Source organism: Frigoribacterium salinisoli (assembly GCF_054781095.1).
Genome location: NZ_BAAGVB010000001.1, coordinates 255,728 through 275,541 on the forward strand (window position 1 = coordinate 255,728; position 19,814 = coordinate 275,541).

Annotated in this window: 15 protein-coding genes; 7 read left to right on the forward strand and 8 right to left on the reverse strand. The window is 74.7% G+C overall.

Features of this window, described 5'->3' with window-relative positions; translation table 11 throughout:
- Positions 1-55: 55 nt before the first annotated feature.
- The 4 genes from nikE to ACYVHQ_RS01285 are packed head-to-tail and all read right to left on the reverse strand — an operon-like array spanning position 56 to position 5,176.
- Positions 56-1,660 (reverse strand): nickel ABC transporter ATP-binding protein NikE, encoded by a 1,605-nt coding sequence (gene nikE, locus ACYVHQ_RS01270; RefSeq protein ID WP_460510172.1) that lies wholly within the window; start codon positions 1,658-1,660, stop codon positions 56-58.
- A complete protein-coding gene (locus ACYVHQ_RS01275; RefSeq protein WP_460511205.1) occupies positions 1,660-2,556 on the reverse strand; it encodes an ABC transporter permease in 897 nt (298 codons plus the stop codon). The genes nikE and ACYVHQ_RS01275 overlap by 1 nt, the downstream gene beginning before the upstream one ends.
- A 5-nt stretch (positions 2,557-2,561) precedes the next feature.
- The gene (locus ACYVHQ_RS01280) at positions 2,562-3,542 is read right to left on the reverse strand and encodes an ABC transporter permease (protein ID WP_460510174.1); all 981 of its coding nucleotides are present in this window, start codon (positions 3,540-3,542) and stop codon (positions 2,562-2,564) included.
- The gene (locus tag ACYVHQ_RS01285; RefSeq protein ID WP_460510176.1) at positions 3,539-5,176 is read right to left on the reverse strand and encodes an ABC transporter substrate-binding protein; all 1,638 of its coding nucleotides are present in this window, start codon (positions 5,174-5,176) and stop codon (positions 3,539-3,541) included. The genes ACYVHQ_RS01280 and ACYVHQ_RS01285 overlap by 4 nt, the downstream gene beginning before the upstream one ends.
- Positions 5,177-5,259: 83 nt before the next feature.
- On the opposite strand from ACYVHQ_RS01285, the gene ACYVHQ_RS01290 reads away from it, so the two are divergent.
- Positions 5,260-5,859: a TetR family transcriptional regulator gene (locus ACYVHQ_RS01290; protein WP_460510178.1), complete on the forward strand. Its 600-nt coding sequence runs from the start codon at positions 5,260-5,262 to the stop codon at positions 5,857-5,859.
- A 19-nt stretch (positions 5,860-5,878) separates the two neighbouring features.
- Here the strand turns inward: ACYVHQ_RS01290 and ACYVHQ_RS01295 are convergent, their stop codons facing one another.
- Positions 5,879-6,391: a GtrA family protein gene (locus ACYVHQ_RS01295; protein ID WP_460510180.1), complete on the reverse strand. Its 513-nt coding sequence runs from the start codon at positions 6,389-6,391 to the stop codon at positions 5,879-5,881.
- 309 nt (positions 6,392-6,700) lie between these two features.
- On the opposite strand from ACYVHQ_RS01295, the gene ACYVHQ_RS01300 reads away from it, so the two are divergent.
- On the forward strand, positions 6,701-7,996 hold the full coding sequence (locus ACYVHQ_RS01300) for a hypothetical protein (RefSeq protein WP_460510182.1): 1,296 nt from the start codon (positions 6,701-6,703) through the stop codon (positions 7,994-7,996).
- Here ACYVHQ_RS01300 and ACYVHQ_RS01305 read toward each other — a convergent pair.
- On the reverse strand, positions 7,975-8,976 hold the full coding sequence (locus ACYVHQ_RS01305; RefSeq protein WP_460510184.1) for a cation diffusion facilitator family transporter: 1,002 nt from the start codon (positions 8,974-8,976) through the stop codon (positions 7,975-7,977). The genes ACYVHQ_RS01300 and ACYVHQ_RS01305 overlap by 22 nt on opposite strands.
- Positions 8,977-9,293: 317 nt before the next feature.
- Here ACYVHQ_RS01305 and ileS point away from each other — a divergent pair, with 317 nt between their 5' ends.
- From ileS to ndk, 4 genes are read left to right on the forward strand one after another with little or no spacing between them, the layout of a single operon-like run.
- Positions 9,294-12,569, forward strand: coding sequence for an isoleucine--tRNA ligase (ileS, locus tag ACYVHQ_RS01310; RefSeq protein ID WP_460510186.1), 3,276 nt, complete (start codon positions 9,294-9,296; stop codon positions 12,567-12,569).
- Complete coding sequence (locus tag ACYVHQ_RS01315) at positions 12,562-13,941, forward strand: bifunctional folylpolyglutamate synthase/dihydrofolate synthase (protein ID WP_460510188.1); 1,380 nt, start codon at positions 12,562-12,564, stop codon at positions 13,939-13,941. Before ileS ends, ACYVHQ_RS01315 begins: the two co-directional genes overlap by 8 nt.
- Positions 13,938-14,357: a DUF4233 domain-containing protein gene (locus ACYVHQ_RS01320; RefSeq protein WP_460510190.1), complete on the forward strand. Its 420-nt coding sequence runs from the start codon at positions 13,938-13,940 to the stop codon at positions 14,355-14,357. The genes ACYVHQ_RS01315 and ACYVHQ_RS01320 overlap by 4 nt, the downstream gene beginning before the upstream one ends.
- Before the next feature lie 51 nt (positions 14,358-14,408).
- Positions 14,409-14,825, forward strand: a complete 417-nt coding sequence (gene ndk, locus ACYVHQ_RS01325; RefSeq protein ID WP_460510192.1) for a nucleoside-diphosphate kinase — start codon at positions 14,409-14,411, stop codon at positions 14,823-14,825.
- 112 nt (positions 14,826-14,937) lie between these two features.
- Here ndk and ACYVHQ_RS01330 read toward each other — a convergent pair whose 3' ends face one another.
- Together ACYVHQ_RS01330 and ACYVHQ_RS01335 are read right to left on the reverse strand one after the other, a co-directional pair.
- On the reverse strand, positions 14,938-15,828 hold the full coding sequence (locus tag ACYVHQ_RS01330) for a DsbA family protein (RefSeq protein WP_460510194.1): 891 nt from the start codon (positions 15,826-15,828) through the stop codon (positions 14,938-14,940).
- Positions 15,829-15,961: 133 nt separating this feature from the next.
- Positions 15,962-16,588 carry a vitamin K epoxide reductase family protein gene (locus ACYVHQ_RS01335; protein ID WP_460510196.1) on the reverse strand — a complete coding sequence of 209 codons (627 nt, stop codon included), beginning with the start codon at positions 16,586-16,588 and terminating at the stop codon, positions 15,962-15,964.
- Between the two features lie 343 nt (positions 16,589-16,931).
- Here ACYVHQ_RS01335 and ACYVHQ_RS01340 point away from each other — a divergent pair, with 343 nt between their 5' ends.
- Positions 16,932-19,811 carry an Rne/Rng family ribonuclease gene (locus ACYVHQ_RS01340; protein ID WP_460510198.1) on the forward strand — a complete coding sequence of 960 codons (2,880 nt, stop codon included), beginning with the start codon at positions 16,932-16,934 and terminating at the stop codon, positions 19,809-19,811.
- Positions 19,812-19,814 lie beyond the last annotated feature (3 nt).

Sequence of the window (19,814 nt, forward strand, 5' to 3'; positions counted from 1 at the left end):
ACCGTGTCGGTGGTGAGGTGCCTGGTTGTGCTGCCCCGATCGTACCCGGCCGTCGTCAGCCCCGGGCTGCGACCAGCTGCCGGGTGTGCGCGTGGCGGGGCGTGGCGAACACCTCGGCGGTGGGCCCGGTCTCGACGACGCGTCCCTCGTGCACGACGGCGACCCGGTCGCTCACGTGCTCGACGACGTCGAGGTCGTGCGAGACGAAGAGGTAGGCCAGGCCGTCGGCGCGCTGGAGGTCGTCGAGGAGGTCGAGCACCTGCGCCTGCACCGACACGTCGAGGGCCGACACGGGCTCGTCGAGCACGAGCACGCGGGGCCTCGCCGCCAGGGCCCGGGCGATCGCCACCCGCTGGCGCTGCCCGCCGGAGAGCGTGACGGGCATCCTGCCGGCCACGTCGGGGTCGAGCCCGACGCGCGCGAGCAGGGCGGACACGTCGTCGCGGCGGGCTCCCGGCCGGGTGGCGCGGCCGTCGCTCAGGGCGTCGACGAGCACGCGGGCGACGGTCCAGCGCGGGTCGAAGGCGGCGGCCGGGTCCTGCGGCACGGTGCCGAGCAGGTGGCGTCGCGGGCGTCGACGCCGCTCGGGCAGCGGCGACCACGGCTCGCCCAGCAGCTCGACGGTGCCGGCGTCGGGCTGCTCGAGCCCGAGCAGCAGCCGCGCGGTCGTCGTCTTGCCGGACCCGGAGGCCCCGACGACGCCGAGCGTCTCACCCGCGCGCAGCTCGAGGTCGACGCCGTCGACGGCGGCGCGCGCGCCGAACGAGCGGCGCAGGCCCGTCGCCCGCAGCACGACGGGCTGGTCGACGGCGGGTGGCGCAGGAGGCGCGGGGCGCGCGGGCGGGACCGTCGCGCCGGGCCGCGCCCCGGCCTCCTGCGCCGGCGACAGTCGCGTGCCCCGGGGCTTCCCCGCGGGCAGGGCGGCGACGAGCCTCCGCGTGCGCTCGGCCTCGGGCGCCCGGAGGACGTGGTCGGTCGGTCCCCGTTCGACCACGCGCCCGGCGTGGAGCACGACGACGCGGTCGGCGAGCCTGCGGGCGACGGCGAGGTCGTGCGTGATCACGAGGACGGCGGTGCCGCCGTCGCGCAGGGCGGCGAGCCGGTCGACCACGACGCGCTGCACGGCCGCGTCGAGGGCCGTCGTCGGCTCGTCGGCGACGACGAGGCCGGGCTGGGGGGCGAGCGCCGCGGCGAGCAGGGCGCGCTGGCGGAGCCCGCCCGAGAGCTCGCCGGCCCGCTGCCGGCTGCGCAGCTCGGGCTCGGGCATGCCGACCTCGCGCAGGGTCTGGAGCACGCGCGCTCGACGCTCGGCGGGGCGCGCGGAGCCGTGCAGGCGGAGCACGTCGTCGATCTCGCGGCCCACCGGGCGCAGCGGGTCGAGCGAGACGAGGGCGTCCTGCAGCACGAGGCCGACCCGCGAGCCGCGCACCCGGCGCCAGGCGCGCTCGTCGAGGCCGAGGAGGTCGTCGCCGTCGAGCTCGAGGCGGCGGGCGTCGACGGTCCCGCCGCTGAGCCCCAGCAGGGTGCGGGCCGTGACGCTCTTGCCCGACCCCGACTCGCCGACGATCGCGACGCACTCGCCGGCGTCGAGCGAGAACGACACGTCGTCGACCACGCGGCGGCCGCCGAACGCGACCGCGAGCCCCTCGACCCGCAGCATCAGCGGACCTCCGCGCGGCGTCGGGTGAGGGCCCGCCCCAGCACCGTCGAGGCGGCCGCCGTCACGACGACCGCGAGCCCGGGGACGACCGTCATCCACCAGGCGGAGCCGAGGTAGGTGCGGCCGGCCGCGAGCATCGCGCCCCACTCGGGCGCGGGCGGCGGGGAGCCCAGGCCCAGGTAGCTCAGCGAGGACGCCCAGACCACCGCCTGCCCCACCCCGAGGGTCGCGAGCACGACCACGGGCGCGAGGGCGTTGGGCAGCACGTGCCGCAGCAGGACCGTGGCGGGCGACCGGCCGAGCACGACGGCCTGCTCGACCATGGCGCTGCGCCGCACCGTCGCCACCTGCGTCCGCACGATGCGCGCGTACCCGGGCGCGGTCGCGAGGCCCACCGCGAGGGTCGCGGGCAGGGCGCCCGGCCCCGTGAAGGCGATGACGACCAGGGCGAGCAGCAGTCCCGGCAGCGCGAAGAGCACCTCGATGAGCCGGCCGACGCCCGCGTCGGCGACCCGGCCGGCGACGCCACGGCCGAGGCCCGACGCGACGCCGAGCACGACGCCGAGGCCCGTGCCGAGCAGGGTCGCCAGCAGGCCGATGAGCAGCGAGGCGCCCGTGCCGTGCACCACGCGCGTCCAGAGGCCGCGCCCCGACTCGTCGGTGCCGAGGGGATGGGCGAGCGAGGGCGGCGAGAAGGCGTCGACCGGCGACACGGCGAGCGGGTCGGCGGGGGCCAGGAGCCCGGGCGCGACCGCGGCCAGCACGAGCAGGCCGAGCACGGCAGCGGCGGCGACCTCGACGGCGGAGGGCCGCGGACGCCGGGCGGGGCGCGGGGCGGGGGCGACGTCCGAGCCGGGGGCGACCGGGCCTCCTGCGCCCCCGGGGAGCCCGGGCAGGACGGTCACGGGGTGCGCCTCCTCGGGTCGACGAGCCGCTCGGCGAGGTCGCCCAGCGCGACGACCACGACGTAGGCCAGGGCCGACGCCAGGGCCACGCCCGTGACGAGCGGGACGTCGCGCAGCGTGACGGCCTGCAGCAGGGTGCGACCGAGGCCCGGCCTGGCGAAGACCGACTCGACCACGACGGCGCCGCTGAGCAGCGAGCCGAACGCCCAGCCCGAGAGGGCGAGGCCCGGCAGCGCGGCGTGGCGCAGCAGGTGCCGGGCGAAGAGGCCGCCCGGCGTCTCGCCCCTGGCCCGCGCCGAGAGCGCGAACGGCGCTGCCGAGGCCTCGAGCAGCGAGTCGCGCGTGACCTGGCCCAGGAACCCGGCGACGGGCACGGCGAGGGTCACGACGGGCAGGACGAGCCCGATCGGGGTGCCCGTGCTCACGGGCGGGAACCAGCCGAGCTCGGTGCTGAGCACGACGATGAGCACGCTCGCCAGCCAGAACTGGGGGAGCGACGAGGCGAGCACCTCGAGGCCCGACGACACGCGGACGCCGACGGGGCCGCTGCGCGAGGCCCACCAGGCGCCGACGAGGGCGAGGGCCCAGGCGACGACGAGCGCGGCGGCGGCGAGCACGAGCGTCCCGGGCAGCTGGGCGAGCAGCAGGTCGGCCACGTCGACGCGCAGCGAGTACGACGACCCGAGGTCGCCGGTCGCGAGGCGGCCGAGCTGCGCGAGGTACTGCACGGCGAGCGGCTGGTCGAGGCCGTACTGCTCGCGGACCAGGGCGAGCGCCTCGTCGGAGGCCTGCGAGCCCGGCCCGCCGAGGATCGCCTCGGCGGGATCGCCGGGCACGAGCCGGACGGCGAAGAAGATGAGCGTCGCGACCGCCCACAGCACGACCACGCCGCCCACCACGCGACCCGCCAGCCAGCGCAGGGCGGGCCGGGGGTCGCGCCGCGCCCGGGCGGGGGCAGGAGGCGCGTCGACCGTCACCGCACCCGGTGCGCGCCGGCGAGGCTGATCGCCGACACGGGCGGCAGCGCCCGCACGCCCGCGACGGCGTCGCTCACGAGGTAGTGGTTCTGCTGGTCGTAGAGGGGCAGGACCGTGCGGCTCTCGAGGATCGCCTGCTGGGCCCGCTCGACCAGGTCGGCACGCTCGTCGGCGTCGGTGGTCTCGGAGGCCCGGGTGAGCAGGTCGTCGAGCTCGGGGTCGGAGAGCTGGGCGTGGTTGGCGAAGTAGCCGCTCGGCGCGGGCGTGATGCCGTCGGAGCGGTACAGGACGCGGAGCACGTCGGGGCCGACCTTCGTGTACGGCGCGCTCACCAGGTCGTACTCGTCCGCTCCCAGGGCCGCGTACCAGCTGGAGAGGTCGAGCAGCTCGAGCTGCACGTCGAAGCCGAGCGTGCGCGCGCCGGCCTGCACCTGCTCGAACAGCGACTGCTCGGCCGGGATCGACTGGTTCGTGCTCACGGGGAAGCGCAGCGTGAGGCGCTCGCCGCCCTTCGTGCGGTACCCCTCGTCGTCGCGCTCGGACCAGCCGGCCTCGTCGAGGAGGTCCTGCGCCTCGTCGACATCGACGTCGAAGAGGGAGGCGTCGCCGTGCGCGAGGGGCTCGACGCTCGACAGCGGCGAGTAGGAGCGCTCGGCCGTGCCGAAGAACAGGGAGTCGATCGCGTCGTCGACGGCGACGCCGCGGACGAAGGCCTCGCGCACGCGCTCGTCGTCGAAGGGGGCCTTGCCGGCGTTCAGCTCGAGGCGGTTGGAGGCGCCCGGCCGAGGGGCGTCGATCTCGGTGAGCGAGTCGTCGTCGGCCGCCGTGACGAGCACGTCGGGCTGCACGTTGTCGATCACGTCGACCTGGCCCGCCTGGAGGGCCGCGAAGCGCGACGCGCTGTCCGGCACGAAGCGCCAGGTGATCCCGTCGAGGAGCGCGGGGCCCTCGAGGTCGGCGTCGGCGGGCGGGGAGGACCAGTCGTCGTTGCGCTCGAGCGAGACCGAGTCCTGCTTGGTCCAGTCCGTCACGACGAAGGGGCCGGTGCCCACGGGCGACTCGCAGTTGACCTCCTGCGGGCGCTGCAGGGCCTCGGGCGACTCCATGGCGAGCCATGGCTGCGTGAGCGACTCGAGCAGGGCGCTGTCGGGGGAGGAGAGGTCGAGGCGCACGGTGCCGTCGTCGACGGCCTCGGCCCCGGTCACCTTCTGCAGGGCGAGGTAGCCGGTGGACGAGAGCGTGGCGGGGTCCTGCACGTGCTCGACGTTCGCGACGACCGCGGCGGCGTCGAAGGGCGTGCCGTCGGTGAAGCTCACCCCGTCGCGGAGGTCGAAGGTCCAGCTGAGGCCGTCCGGGGCCTCCTGCCACGAGTCGGCGAGCCAGGGCACGATCTGGCCGTCGTCGTCCTTCGAGACGAGGGACTCGAGCACCTGCGTCGCCAGCAGCGCCTGGGGGTAGTTGCCGCCGACGTGCGGGTCGAGGCACGTGGGCTCGGCGTCGCCCGTCGCGTAGACGAGCGTGCCGCCGCGCGTCGGCGTGGTCGCGGCCTCGGGCTCGCCCCCGCTCGTGCAGCCGGTGAGCAGCAGGCCGCTCGCGGAGGCGAGGGCGAGCAGGGGGACGAGTCGGGTGCGCACGGTGCTCCTCGGGGGACGTCGCGGCCCGGTTGTTCGACCGCGTTCAAGAACTGCGTCGTCGAGTCTACCGGCAGGATGGGTGCATGACCGACGCCGCCCGACCGCCCGCCCGCGTGGGGCGTCCGCGCCGGTCGTCCGCCGCGGTCCTCGCCGACGCCGCCGCCGAGCTCTTCCTCGAGCGGGGCTACGCGGGCACGACCGTCGACGACGTCGCCCGCCGCGCCGGGGTCAGCCGGGGCACGTTCTTCAACTACTTCGACTCGAAGGCGGACACCTTCTGGGTCGACGTCGACCGCACCCTCGCGTCCCTGCCGGAGCTGCTGCGGACCACAGGAGGCGCGACGCCCCTCGACGAGGTCGCCCGCGCCCTCGTCGCGGCCTCCGCGGCGCACGACCCCTCGGGCGTGCCCTGGGCGCTGACCCAGGCCGAGACGATGCGGCTCGGCGACGACGTCGTGACGAGCGCGGCCACGCGGGTCGCGGTCGCCCAGGGCGTCGTCGTCGGGCACCTCTCGGCGCGCGGCTGGGACGGGGACGGCGCACGCGGCGTCGTCGCCGGCGCGACGGTGACCGCGGCCGCCGTCGCCGCCTTCGTGGCGTGGTCCCGGGCCGGGGTGGGGCGGTCGCCCCTGGTCGAGCTGGTGTCGCCCGCGGTGTCCCGCGTCGCGGCGGCCTTCGCCTGAACCGCGCGCCGGCGTGGGGTCAGGCCTCGGTGCCCGTCCGCGCGTCGCGCACGATGGCCAGCTCGCGGGTCGTCAGCGCCACGGCCGCGCGGGGGAACACGAACTTGTTCATGGCCCAGTAGCGGAACACCATCGCGATGGCGGTGCCGATCACGGGGCCGCTCACGAAGTCGGCCACCTCTTGCGTGGTCCGCGTGACGTAGGGCACCTCGAGGTGGAGCCCGTACCGGGACAGGTACAGCGGAGCCGAGTTGAGCGCGACGCCCACGAGGCTCACGAGCACGAAGAGCACCACCTCGTGCGCGGTGTGCAGGTCGCCCCGATCGTCGAAGGACCACTTCTTGTTCATCCAGTACGACACGACCGTCGCGACCGTGATGCCGACCGCGAGCGCCGTCACGGGGTGCTGGGGGATCACGAAGAGCTTGAGCCCGTAGCTGATCGCCATGGTGATGACGAAGCCGAGGCCGCCCGTGACGAGGAACCGCACGGCAGAACGGTGCTGCTGCAGCAGGCGGAGGACTGCGGTCACGAAGGGCGTCCGATCGACGGGGCGGGGAGAGGGTGGGAGCGACGGCGACGGCGCGATCGGCCCAGTCTACGCCGCGACCCTCCCGCGGGCTGGGAGGCACCGCACGATCCGCCCTGAGGTGGACGACCCCTCAGTCCTCTGGATGAACTCCGGGACGGTCAGGTCTCGAAGGCGTCACGACGCCCCTCCAGGGCTCCGCCCAGGGCTACCGTCGGCAGCACCGGACGGCCCGTGCCGCGAGGGGGTCGTCGCTCGGGGGTGGGTCGGAGCGAGGTGGCCCGGCAGCGACCCACGACGAACGGGACGACCATGACGAACACCCGGAGCCGCCTGCTGGCGCTCCCGACCGCGATCGCGCTGGCCCTGGGCGGACTGGCGGTCGCCACCGCCACCGCGCCCGCGAACGCGGAACCGGCGCCGAGGACGACGAGCACGCCAGGCCCCGCGCCGACCGAGCCCGCACCGGGAGCCGGAGCGTCGTCGGGAGCTGCCGACGAGGAGGGACCCGAAGTGGTGCCCGCGCCGTCGGAGCCCGGGGCGGAGGTCGAGGGGGAGCAGGCCCCGACGCAGCCGGCACCCCTGGACCAGGCCCCGGTCGTGGGCCCCCCGGTCGACCTCGAGGTCGTCGACGGGGTCGCCGAGCCCGAGGCCGAGGCTGAGCCCGACGCCGACGCCGACGCCGACGCCGCGGAGCCCCTGGTGCTCACGAGTCCGGTGGCCGGCGAGGTCCGTCGCGACCTCGAGCTCCGGATCGAGGGGGAGTCGCCCGGGGCCGAGTCCGTGGAGTTCGTCACGAGCGACCCGCGCGTGCACGGAGGGCAGGTCGGGGGAGCGCCCCGCTTCGCCTTCCGGGCGGAGCTGCCCTCGGACGTCGCGTCCAGCCTCACGGTGACCGTGCGCAGCGTCGACGCGGCGGGCGCCGAGCTCGGACGCGCCGAGCGCACCGTCACGATCGACGTGCCGACCAGCCCGCCCGTCGTCGTCACGTCGCCGGCGACGGGCTCGGTCCTCGCCGCCGACGTCGTCGACCGGGGCCCGGGGAGCGCTCCGACGACGCCCGACTGGGGCTGGTTCCGCGTGACGGGCACGGGCGTGCCCGGCCAGTACCTCGACCTCGACCTCCGGGCGCTCGACCTCGAGTCGGACCACGGCACCGACGGGGTCCCCGTGCAGGTCCGGGCCGACGGTCGGTGGACGCTCGACATCGCCCGCCCGTTCGGCACGTGGCGCGTCAGCGTCGCGCAGTACGGGCTGACCGACGTCCGGGAGGAGGACGGCTACCTCCTCGGCACGGCCACCACCCGGCTCTCGCCCGCGACGAGCATCGACGTCCGCCTCGTGCCGGCGCAGGCCGCACCTCCGGTCGTGGCGCCCGTGGAGCCCGTCGCGGCGGTCGCACCCGCGGCGCCGACGCCGACCACGACGCTCGTGCCGACGGCCCGCCCTGCGTCCTCGCGCCCCGCCCTCGCGAGCACGGGCAGCGCGGACGGCGCCGGCGACGCCCTGCTCGTCGGCCTCCTGCTGGCCGGCGTCGGGTCGGCGACGCTCGCGCTCGCTCGTCGACGTGCCCCGGCCCGTCGCGGTCAGGAGGCCACGGGCCGCTGAGGCACGAGGCTCGGCTCGTCGGGGGTGGCGAGGGTGAGCACGGCCTCCTCGACGAGGTCGTGCTCCTCCACGTCCGCCTCGAGGCGCCGGAGGGCCACGGCCACGTGCTCCTCCCGCTCGTCGCCGACCAGGTCGACGGCGGCGACGAGGTACAGGCGGCCGGGGCCGACGAACTCGAGGTGCAGGTAGGTCACGCGGGAGACGTCCGGTCGGGCCAGCAGGCGCTCGAGCACGCGGGCCTCGACGTCCGGTCCCGGGCCCTCGCCGACGAGGAACCTCCGGTTGCGGTCGATGAGCACGAGGGCCACGAGGCCGAGCAGCACGCCCACGGCGATCGAGCCGATCGCGTCCCAGACGGCGTCGCCCGTGAGCTCGTGCAGCAGGATCCCCAGGAACGCGACCACGAGGCCGACGAGCGCCGCGGCGTCCTCCGCGAAGACCGCCCGGAGGGTCGGGTCCGAGCCGCGCAGGACGCTGCGCAGGAGGGGCGTGCGGGTGCGCCGCGCGGTGCCGCGCGCCTGCCGCAGGGCCTGGAGGAACGACGTCCCCTCGAGCACGAAGGCGATCGCGAGCACGACGTAGGCGACCAGGTAGTCGGTGTCCTCGGCGGTGCTGGACAGCTCCGAGATCCCGTGCGTGATCGAGACGACGGCACCCGCCGTGAAGAGGCCGAACGCGGCGAACATCGACCAGACGTACGACTCCTTGCCGTAGCCGAGCGGGTGGGCCTCGTCGCGACGCCGTGCGCCGCGGCGTCCCGCCACGAAGAGGAAGACCTCGTTGCCGGTGTCGGCCCACGAGTGCGCCGCCTCGGCGACCATCGAGGCCGAGCCCGTCAGGAGGGCCGCCACGCTCTTCGCGACCGCGATGAGGAGGTTGGCGCCGAAGGCGACGAGGACCGTGAGCGTGCTCTCGGGCGCCGCAGGAGGCGCGGACGCCCCGGGCGCGGCGGCTCCGGTGGGCGAGGGGTCGGTGGGCATGCCCCCGAGTCTGCTCCCGGGGCCGCCCGACCGTCGCGACGGCGGGCGGAGGCGACCCGGCGGGGGTGATCGCGCCTCCTGCCCCGCGCCGCTAGCATGGAGGAGCACCGATCCGGCCATCACCGGGGAGCACTCGGAAGAACGCGCCGCCCTCGGGCGGCGTCACTAGACCCGAGCGGGGCAGGCCCGTCACAGCCGCAGCAGAGAGCGGTCGTCGCCACGCGGGTCGGGGCGACGGCAAGCGGGGTGGTACCGCGGCACCGGCGACGGCAGGTGGCGTCCTCGTGCAGCAGCCTCGGCACGACTGGAGACCGACCATGACCTACCCCAAGGGCCCCGACGCCGCCGACCGCGGCGTCCCCGCCTCGCCGCGCCTGCCCGACGTCGAGCGGGGCGTGCTCGACTTCTGGCGCCGCGACGACACCTTCCAGGAGTCCATCCGCCGTCGCGAGGGCTGCGACGAGTGGGTCTTCTACGACGGCCCCCCGTTCGCCAACGGCCTGCCGCACTACGGGCACCTGCTGACCGGGTACGCCAAGGACCTCTTCCCGCGGTACCAGACGATGCGCGGCAAGCAGGTGCACCGCCGCTTCGGCTGGGACACCCACGGGCTGCCGGCCGAGCTCGAGGCGATGCGCCAGCTGGGCATCACCGAGAAGCACCAGATCGACGACATGGGCGTCGGCGAGTTCAACGCGGCCGCCCGTGCCTCGGTGCTGCGCTACACCGACGAGTGGCAGCAGTACGTCACGCGCCAGGCGCGCTGGGTCGACTTCGAGGACGACTACAAGACCCTCGACGTGACCTTCATGGAGAGCGTGCTCTGGGCCTTCAAGCAGCTGCACGACAAGTCCCTCGCCTACGAGGGGTTCCGCGTTCTGCCCTACTGCTGGCACGACCAGACCCCGCTGTCGAACCACGAGCTGCGCATGGACGACGACGTCTACAAGATGCGTCAGGACCAGACCGTCACGGTCGCGTTCCCGCTCGTCGGCGCCAAGGCCGAGGCCCTCGGGCTGACCGGCGTCGAGGCGCTCGCCTGGACCACGACGCCGTGGACCCTGCCGACGAACATGGCGCTCGCCGTGGGCCCCGGCATCGACTACGTCACCGTGCCGCACGCGCTCCTGCCCGGTGAGCGCCGGGGCGACCAGGAGCTCCTCACCGGCAGCGTCTTCCTGCTGGCCGCCGACACGCTCGCGGCGTACGCCCGCGACCTCGGCTACGAGTCCGCCGAGGCCGCGCAGGCCGCGGTCACGGCCACCTTCGCCGGGTCCGAGCTCGAGGGCCTCGAGTACGACCGCCTCTGGGACGTCTACGCCGACGCCGAGGCGTGGGGGACCGAGAACGCCTGGCGCGTGCTCGTCGCCGACTACGTCGCCACGGGCGAGGGCACCGGCATCGTGCACCAGGCCCCGGCCTACGGCGAGGACGACCAGCTCGTCTGCGCGGCGGCGGGGATCCCCGTCCTCGTGTCCGTCGACGACAACGGTCGCTTCCTGCCGATGTTCGACCAGCTCGGCGTCGCCGGGCAGCAGGTGTTCGACGCGAACAAGACGCTCGTGCAGCGCCTGCGCGCCGACGGCCGCCTCGTGCGCCTGGCGAGCTACGAGCACAGCTACCCGCACTGCTGGCGCTGCCGCAACCCGCTCATCTACAAGGCCGTCTCGAGCTGGTTCGTGCGCGTCAGCGAGTTCCGCGACCGCATGGGCGAGCTCAACCAGGAGATCACCTGGGTGCCCGAGAACGTCAAGGACGGCCAGTTCGGCAAGTGGGTCGCCGGCGCCCGCGACTGGTCGATCTCGCGCAACCGCTACTGGGGCTCGCCGATCCCCGTGTGGCGCAGCGACGACCCCGCGTACCCCCGCACCGACGTCTACGGCTCGCTGGCCGAGCTCGAGGCCGACTTCGGCCGCCTGCCGCTCGACGAGCAGGGCGAGCCCGACCTGCACCGGCCGTACATCGACGACCTCACGCGCCCGAACCCCGACGACCCCACGGGGCGCAGCACGATGCGGCGCATCGAGGACGTCTTCGACGTCTGGTTCGACTCCGGGTCGATGCCCTTCGCGCAGGTGCACTACCCGTTCGAGAACCGCGAGTGGTTCGAGACGCACGCGCCCGCCGACTTCATCGTCGAGTACATCGGCCAGACGCGCGGCTGGTTCTACGTCGTGCACGCGCTCTCGACCGCGCTGTTCGACCGTCCGGCGTTCTCGTCGGTCATCAGCCACGGCATCGTGCTCGGCTCCGACGGCCAGAAGATGTCGAAGAGCCTGCGCAACTACCCCGACGTCAGCGAGGTCTTCGACCGCGACGGCGCGGACGCCATGCGGTGGTTCCTCATGTCGAGCTCGGTGATCCGGGGCGGCAACCTCGTCGTCACCGAGGAGGGCATCCGCGAGGGCGTGCGGCAGTTCCTGCTGCCGCTGTGGAGCACGTGGTACTTCTTCTCGCTCTACGCCAACGCGGCGGGGCCGGACGGCTACGAGGCCACCTGGCGGACCGACTCGACGGACGTCCTCGACCGGTACCTCCTGGCGAAGGTCCACGACCTCGTCGTGGACGTCCAGGGCCACCTCGACGCGCTCGACTCGCCCCTCGCGGCCGCCTCGCTGCGCGACTTCGCCGACGTGCTCACGAACTGGTACGTGCGACGCAGCCGCGACCGCTTCTGGTCGGGCGACGACCGCGACGCCTTCGACACGTTGTTCACCGTGCTCGAGACCGTGACCCGCGTGGCCGCGCCGCTCGCGCCCCTGGTCACGGAGGAGATCTGGAAGGGCCTCACCGGCGGTCGCAGCGTGCACCTCGAGGACTGGCCCGACGCCGACGCGTTCCCGGCCGACGACGCCCTCGTCGCCGCGATGGACGCCGTGCGCGAGGTCGCCTCCGCCGGGCTCGCCCTGCGCAAGGCGACGAGCCTGCGCGTGCGACTGCCGTTGTCGACCCTCACCGTGGTGACGCCCGACCCCGCGGCCCTCGAGCCCTTCGTGGGGATCCTCCGCGACGAGCTCAACGTCAAGGCGGTCGTGCTCGAGCCCCTCAGCGACGAGACGCTGGGCGGCTACGGCGTGACGCGCCGGCTCACGGTCGCGGCCCGCGCCGCCGGCCCGCGCATCGGCAGGCAGGTGCAGCAGGTGATCCCCGCGGCCAAGCGCGGCGACTGGCACGCCGTGGGCGACCGCGTCGTGGTCGGCGGGGTCGAGCTGCTGCCCGGCGAGTTCACCCTCGAGCTCGCGGTCGCGGACCCCGACGCCGCGATCGGCTTCGTCGGGGACGGCGGCTTCGTGCTGCTCGACACGACCACGACGCCCGAGCTCGAGGCCGAGGGCCTGGCCCGCGACGTCGTCCGGGCCGTGCAGCAGGCCCGTCGTGCGGCAGGCCTCGACGTGGGCGACCGGATCGTCACGACGATCGTCGCCGACCCGACCGCCGCGGCCGCGGTCGAGGCGCACCGCGCGCTCATCGCGGGGGAGACCCTCACGACCGACCTGGTCGTCGAGAGGCTGGAGGTCGTGCCGTCCGGCGACGACCGCACGCCGGTGGGATCCGGCTCGGCAGTGAAGGTGCAGGTGCAGCGCGGTGAGTGACCACGACCAGCAGGAGGCTCGCGACGCCGAGGGGGCGCGTCGCGTCCTCGACGAACTGCTCGCCCGCGTCGGCGAGCAGGCCCCGCGCCCGCGGCTCGAGCCCACGCGGCGGGCGGTCGAGCTGCTCGGCGACCCGCAGCGCGCCTACCCGATCGTCCACGTGACGGGCACCAACGGCAAGACGTCGACGAGCCGCATGATCGAGAGCCTCCTGCGTGCCCACGGGCTGCGCACGGGGCTGCTCACGAGCCCGCACCTCGTGCGCCTCAACGAGCGGATCGTCGTCGACGGCGAGCCGATCCCCGACGCCGACCTCGTGGCGAACTGGGACGACGTGCAGCCGTACCTCGGCATGGTCGACGTCGAGCTGGCGGCGGCCGGCGAACCCGCCCTGACGTTCTTCGAGGCGCTCACCGCGCTGGCCTTCGCCTCGTTCGCCGACGCCCCCGTCGACGTCGTCGTGCTCGAGGTCGGCATGGGCGGCGAGTGGGACAGCACCAACGTCGCCGACGGGCAGGTCGCGGTCGTGACGCCCGTCGCCCTCGACCACCAGGACCGCCTCGGCGACACGCTCGCCGAGATCGCCCGCACCAAGTCCGGGATCGTCAAGCCCGACGCCTCGGTCGTCTCGGCCGCGCAGGCCCCCGAGGCGCTCGCCGAGCTCCGCCGCGCGGCGGAGCTCACCGAGTCGACGCTCGTCGTCGAGGACGACGCCTTCGGCGTGCTCTCGTCGACGGTCGCGGTCGGCGGGCAGCTCGTCAGCCTGCGCGGCCTCGCCGGGCGCTACGACGACCTCCTGCTGCCCTTCTTCGGTCGGCACCAGGCGCAGAACGCGGCGGTGGCCGTCGCCGCCGTCGAGTCGTTCATCGGGGGCGGCTCGCAGCCCCTCGACCCCGACATCGTGGCCGAGGGCCTCGCGACCGCGACCTCGCCCGGTCGCCTGCAGATCGTCGCGAACGAGCCGACGATCCTCGTCGACGCCGCGCACAACCCGCACGGCGCCCGTTCGCTCGCGACCGCCCTGGACGAGTACTTCTCGTTCGGACAGGTGGTCGCCGTCCTGGGCGTCGTCGAGGGCAAGGACGCCGCGGGCATCGTCCGCGCGCTCGCCGGCTCGGTGCGCCAGTTCGTCGTGACGGCGTCCGCCTCGGAGCGCGCCGTCGCGGCCGACGACCTCGCCGCGATCGCCGTGGGCGTCGTCGGCGCCGACCGCGTCGTCGTCGAGACCGACCTGCGCGCGGCGCTGGCCACCGCACGCGACCTCGCCGACGAGACCGAGGGCGACGAGCCGGGCGGCGTCGTCGTCACCGGGTCCGTCACGCTCGTCGGCGACGTGCTCACGCTGGCTCAGGGCGAGGGAGGCCTGGCGTGAGCCGAGGCACCGCTCCTCGCCCGCGCCGACCGCGTCGGGAGCGCGGCGCGGCCGAGAGCCTGCTCTCGATCGTGCTGGTGCTCGAGGCGATCTCGCTGTTCTTCGTGGTCCTCGTGGTGTTCGGGCGGCAGCTGCTGCCCGCCGGGGCCGCGTGGGGCGGGGGCCTCGGCGCGATCGTCGTCGTGCTGCTCGTCTCGCGCGTCCAGCGGACCCGCTGGGGCGTCGTGCTGGGAGCCCTCGTCCAGGTGGGGCTCGTCGCCCTCGGGTTCCTCGACCCCGTCATGTTCGCCGTCGCCGCCGTGTTCCTCTCGCTCTGGGCCTACTGCCTCGTCAAGGGCAGGCAGCTCGACCGCACCAACGCGGCGCGCCGCCGCGCGCTCGGCGACGCCGCCGACGGGCGACCCGCCACCGACTGACCACCGACCACCCGCCCCGGCCGATCAGGCCACCCATCCAAGGAGACCACCGTGCCCGACATCGAAGAGACCCTCGTCCTCGTCAAGCCCGACGGCGTCGCCCGCGGCCTCACCGGCGAGATCCTGCGCCGGATCGAGGCCAAGGGCTACTCGCTCGTCGACCTCCGCATGCTGCAGGCCGACCGCGACCTGCTGGCCGCCCACTACGAGGAGCACGTCGGCAAGCCCTTCTACGAGCCCCTCGTCGAGTTCATGACGAGCGGACCGACGGTCGCCCTCCGCGTCGCGGGCAACGGCGTCGTCGCGGGCTTCCGCTCGCTGGCGGGCACGACGGACCCGACCACGGCCGCGCCCGGGACGATCCGCGGCGACCTGGGCCGCGACTGGGGCCTGAAGGTGCAGCAGAACCTGGTGCACGGCAGCGACTCGGCCGAGTCCGCCGCCCGGGAGCTCGCCCTCTGGTTCTGAGCGCCCGCGCGTGACGAGGCCCGGACGTCGTCCTGACGTCCGGGCCTCGTCACGTGCGGGGGCACGCGTCGGCGCTCGCGCTCGCGGGCGCGGGCGCCGGCCGCGGGCCCGCTCAGCCCTCGTCGGTCGCGGGGACCTCGACGCCCGAGACCTCCGTGACGAACGCCGCGAACGCCGCGGCGTCGGTCAGGCCGCCCTCGTACCGCTGGCCGTCGACGAGGATCGTGGGCGTGCCGGTCACCGCGGGGAGGTCGGTGCCGGGCAGCGGCCCGTCGAGAGCGCGCGTCGTCGCGTCGGCGACCCAGTCCTCGTACGACCCGTCGCGGATGCAGCTCTCGACCGCGGGGTCGGTGACGCCGGCACCCTGCACGAGCTCGACGATCTCGTCGTCGGTCAGGCCCCGGGTGTTCTCGCCGGGCTGCTGCGCGTAGAAGGCCGTGTTGACGTCGAGGAACGCGTCGGGGTCGACGTCCGCGACGCACGCGGCGGCGTTCGCGCCACGGGTCGAGTACTTCGTGCCCTGGGAGGCCCGGTCGAGGATCGAGATGGGGTGCAGCTCGAGCGTGGCGGCACCGCTGGTGACGAGGGCCTCGAGCTGATCGGCGTTCGTCGTGTCGAAGGCGCCGCAGGCCGGGCAGAGGTAGTCCTGGTAGATCACGATGCGCGCCGGGCCGTCGTCCGCGGTCTCGGTCGCGGTGGGCGTGCCTCCTGCCGGGATCGCGTCGGTCCGCACCGCCTCGACCCCCTGGGCGCCGTCCGACCGCAGGACGATGCCGTCGCTGGCCATGTTCGCCGGCCCCGGTCCGGAGGGCTTCGCCACCTGCACCACGACCAGGACGACGATCGCGACGACGGCGAGGGCGCCCAGCACGAGACCGCCCTGCAGCAGCCACCGGTTGCGGCGGTGACGGCGGGCCTCGGCCTCGCGGGCGAGGCGGGCCTTCTCACGGGCGGCGTGGCGCCGGTCGCGCTTGGAGGGGGCAGGGTCGGCGGCTGGCGTCATGGGTCCTCACGGGTCGTCGTGGACGGTCGGAGCGAGCATGGCGGACCAGTCCAAGAGTTCGCTGGCAGCGGCGCGTGCCGCGCGCTCGGGCCCGGCTGCGGGCGGGGGCGCCGGCACGGGCGCCGGCGTGGGCTCAGCCGAACAGCGTCGGCAGGAGGCGCGGGAACTGCACGAGGATCAGGCTGGCCACCAGGACGAGGTTGGCCGCGGGCAGCACCCACGAGAACGGCAGGAAGGCCGTCGCCGCGCGTCGCAGGCCCGCCCGGCCGGTCGTGAGGCCCCGGGAGGCCATCCAGACCGTCGTGACCCAGAAGAGCGGGATCGTCGCGAGCCAGACGAGCATGCACCAGGGGCAGAGCGCGCCGATCGCGTAGACCGCCTGGGTGAAGAGCCAGGTGACGAAGGCCCAGGCCAGGAACAGCCCGATCTGGAACGCGACCCAGAACCACCGGTCGAAGCGGGCGCCGGCGAGGAGGGCGAGGGCGACGACGACGGGGGCCACGAACGCGGCCACGCCGATGACGGGGTTCGGGAACCCGAAGAGCGAGGCCTGCCAGCTCTGCATCACGGGGCTGCACCCGATGAACGGGTTGACGTCGCAGGAGAGCGCCCGGCCGGGGTCGGCGAGCAGGCGGAACTTGTCCAGCACCAGGGCGAACGAGCCGACGAAGCCCGTCGCGCCGGCGACGAGGAGCAGCACGGCGGCCACCACCGGGCGGCGGTCGGACGCGGGGTGCTGGGCGTGCTGGGAGTCCGTCACGGCCGTCATCCTCGCACGAGCCTGCTCACCCGTCGGTGCAGGTCGTGCGAAGATGGGACCGAGTCACGGGGCGAAGGCCCCGTGGACCGGACTTTCCGGGCCGTGCTCGTCCTGGTGGCAGCTCCGTGCAGACGGCAGCTCTCGCGAGGCGGAGCGAGTACCGGGTCACGAGCGCAGGCGCTCGCGGCGGATGGCCAGCTCCGCAGACGATGACGAGACGACGTGCGCCGTGAGAGGGCGCGGCGACCGGGACCCGGTGCTGCCGAGGGCAGCCCCTCCGGACCGGTCGCGACACGAGAGTTCCCGCCGACGAGATGGTCGGCAGGGTTGAGGAGCACCACCAGTGGTGGAGAACGACACGCACGACGACGGTCCCGACGCCGTCCGCCCCAAGCGGCGGAGAGGGCTGTTCGCCGGACTGCTCGCCAGGCAGGCCGCACCGGCCAGGCGCCCGGCGAGCTCCGACGAGCCCGCGACGATCGAGACGAACCGACAGGACGACGCCCAGGAGGCATCACCCGTGACGAACGAGACCGAGGTCGCGGCCGAGGCCACGACCAGCACCGACCCCACCAGCACCGACCAGGCGACGACGGGACAGGGCGTCGTCGACCAGGAGGCCGTCGACCAGACGGACCCCGCCACGGCGCCCGACGAGCCCGCGGACGCCCCCGAGCCCGAGCCGGAGGCCGCGTCGTCGCCGATCCCGGCGAACCTCACGACGACGTCGCTGATCTTCCACGCGCCGCAGTACGACCTGTTGCCCGCGCGTCCGGGGCGCGCCCGCCGGGACGACGTGGACGACGCGTGGGACGACGAGGACGACGACGACCGGCCCCAGCAGCCCTCGTCACGTCGTCGCACCCGCGGCCGCTCCGGTGATCGCGAGGGCCGTCGTCGCGAGGACCGCGACGACCGCGACGACCGCGACGACCGGCAGGGTCGCGAGCGGCCCCAGCGCCAGGTCGAGCTCATCACCGAGCCCCAGAAGGTCAAGGGCTCGACCCGACTGGAGGCGAAGAAGCAGCGTCGCCGCGACGGCCGCGACGCCGGGCGCCGTCGTCCCGTCATCACCGAGGCCGAGTTCCTGGCGCGCCGCGAGAGCGTCGACCGCAAGATGATCGTGCGCTCCTCGGGCGACCGGGTGCAGATCGGCGTCATGGAGGACGGCACCCTCGCCGAGCACTACGTCGCCGAGTCGAAGAACGTCTCGCTCATCGGCAACGTCTACCTCGGCCGCGTGCAGAACGTCCTGCCGAGCATGGAGGCGGCCTTCATCGACATCGGCCGCGGTCGCAACGCGGTCCTCTACTCGGGCGAGGTCGACTGGGACGCCGTCGAGCACGGCAACCAGCCCCGCCGCATCGAGCTCGCGCTCAAGCCCGGCGACCGCGTGCTGGTCCAGGTCTCGAAGGACCCGGTGGGTCACAAGGGTGCCCGCCTCACCAGCCAGATCTCCCTGCCCGGCCGTTACCTGGTCTACGTGCCGAACGGCTCGATGAACGGCATCAGCCGCAAGCTGCCCGACACGGAGCGCGCCCGTCTCAAGAAGATCCTCAAGGAGGCCCTCCCCGAGAACACCGGCGTCATCGTCCGCACGGCCGCCGAGGGTGCCACGGAGGAGCAGCTCACGCTCGACGTGCAGCGCCTCCTCGCCCAGTGGGCCGACATCAGCGCCAAGGTCGAGAAGGGCGTCGCCCCCGCGCTGCTCCACTCGGAGCCCGACCTGCTCATCAAGATCGTGCGCGACGTCTTCAACGAGGACTTCCACGAGCTCGTCATCGACGGCGACGAGGCCTTCGAGACGCTGCAGTCGTACCTCTCGGCCGTCGCGCCCGACCTGCTCGACCGCGTGCAGCGGTACGAGGGCGACCGCGACGCCTTCGACGAGCACCGCCTCAACGAGCAGATCGAGAAGGCCCTCGACCGCAAGGTCTGGCTGCCCTCGGGCGGCTCGCTCGTCATCGACCGCACCGAGGCGATGACCGTGGTCGACGTCAACACCGGCAAGTTCGTCGGCTCGGGCGGCAACCTGGAAGAGACGGTCACGAAGAACAACCTCGAGGCCGCCGAGGAGATCGTCCGCCAGCTGCGCCTGCGCGACATCGGCGGGATCATCGTCGTCGACTTCATCGACATGGTGCTCGAGTCGAACCGCGACCTCGTGCTGCGCCGCCTCGTCGAGTGCCTCAGCCGGGACCGCACGAAGCACCAGGTCGCCGAGGTGACCTCGCTCGGCCTCGTGCAGATGACCCGCAAGAAGTTGGGCCTCGGCCTCGCGGAGTCGGTCACCGACACGGCCGGTGCGGAGCAGAAGCAGGACCAGCAGCCGCGCCGGGCCCAGCAGGAGCCGCGTCGTCGCGGCAAGGGCGGCCAGGGCGCGTCCTCGGGCCAGCCCTCGTCGGCGGGTGCCGGCGCGGGTCGCGGCTCGGGCGCGTCGACCACGACGCCCACGCACGCCATCACGGACGACGTGAAGAACGCGCTCTCGCGCATCGCGGCGAGCACGATCTCGGCCGCCGACGACGCGACGCGTCCGGCACAGGCCGCGTCCGAGGCGGCGGCGGCGGTCGAGGCCGCGATCGATGCGGCCGCGGCCGAGGCCGCGGCACGCGCCGCCGGTCTCGAGGCCCCCACGGGGCCGTCCGAGGCGCCGGGCACGGGGCCGTCGGCGGACGACGGCGACGGACGCCGCGCCCGGTCCGGTCGCCGTGGCCGTCGGGGCCGTGGTCCCGCTCGCGACGACGAGGCCACGGACGGCACCGAGCCGCCGCAGGCCGCGACCTCCGAGCCGACCTCGACCGAGCAGGAGGCCCCGGCTCCGTCGTCGGCGCCCGTCGCCCCGGCCGAGGACCCGGCGCCCGTCGGCAACGCTGCGCGCACGCCTGCCCAGGCCGAGCCGGAGCGCCCGCGTCGCGGCGAGCGTCGCCGGGCCACGTCCACGGGCACGACGCCCGACGCGACGGTCGCGATCCTCGACCTGCCGGTCGCGGCGACGACCCGTGCGCCGCGCCGCATCTCGCCCGACGCCGAGCAGCTGCTCGACTCGGTTCTCGGCGCGCTGCCCGAGCCGGCCCAGCCCGGGCAGGGCCGAGGGCGCTCGCGTCGCGCCTCGAGCGCCGGCACGACGGCTGCGCCGGCCCCGTCGGCCTCGTCGTCCGACGACGCCCCCGAGGGCGGACCGTTCATCCTGGGCGTGGGCGTCAGCTCCGACGAGCTGTAGGTC

What these genes read in the sequence shown, in the direction of transcription:
- nikE (WP_460510172.1), bottom strand. Translation starts at nt 1,660, where the DNA reads ATGCTGCGGGTCGAGGGGCTCGCGGTCGCGTTCGGCGGCCGCCGCGTG.
- ACYVHQ_RS01290 (WP_460510178.1), top strand. Translation starts at nt 5,260, where the DNA reads ATGACCGACGCCGCCCGACCGCCCGCCCGCGTGGGGCGTCCGCGCCGG.
- ACYVHQ_RS01300 (WP_460510182.1), top strand. Translation starts at nt 6,701, where the DNA reads ATGACGAACACCCGGAGCCGCCTGCTGGCGCTCCCGACCGCGATCGCG.
- ACYVHQ_RS01305 (WP_460510184.1), bottom strand. Translation starts at nt 8,976, where the DNA reads ATGCCCACCGACCCCTCGCCCACCGGAGCCGCCGCGCCCGGGGCGTCC.
- ileS (WP_460510186.1), top strand. Translation starts at nt 9,294, where the DNA reads ATGACCTACCCCAAGGGCCCCGACGCCGCCGACCGCGGCGTCCCCGCC.
- ACYVHQ_RS01330 (WP_460510194.1), bottom strand. Translation starts at nt 15,828, where the DNA reads ATGACGCCAGCCGCCGACCCTGCCCCCTCCAAGCGCGACCGGCGCCAC.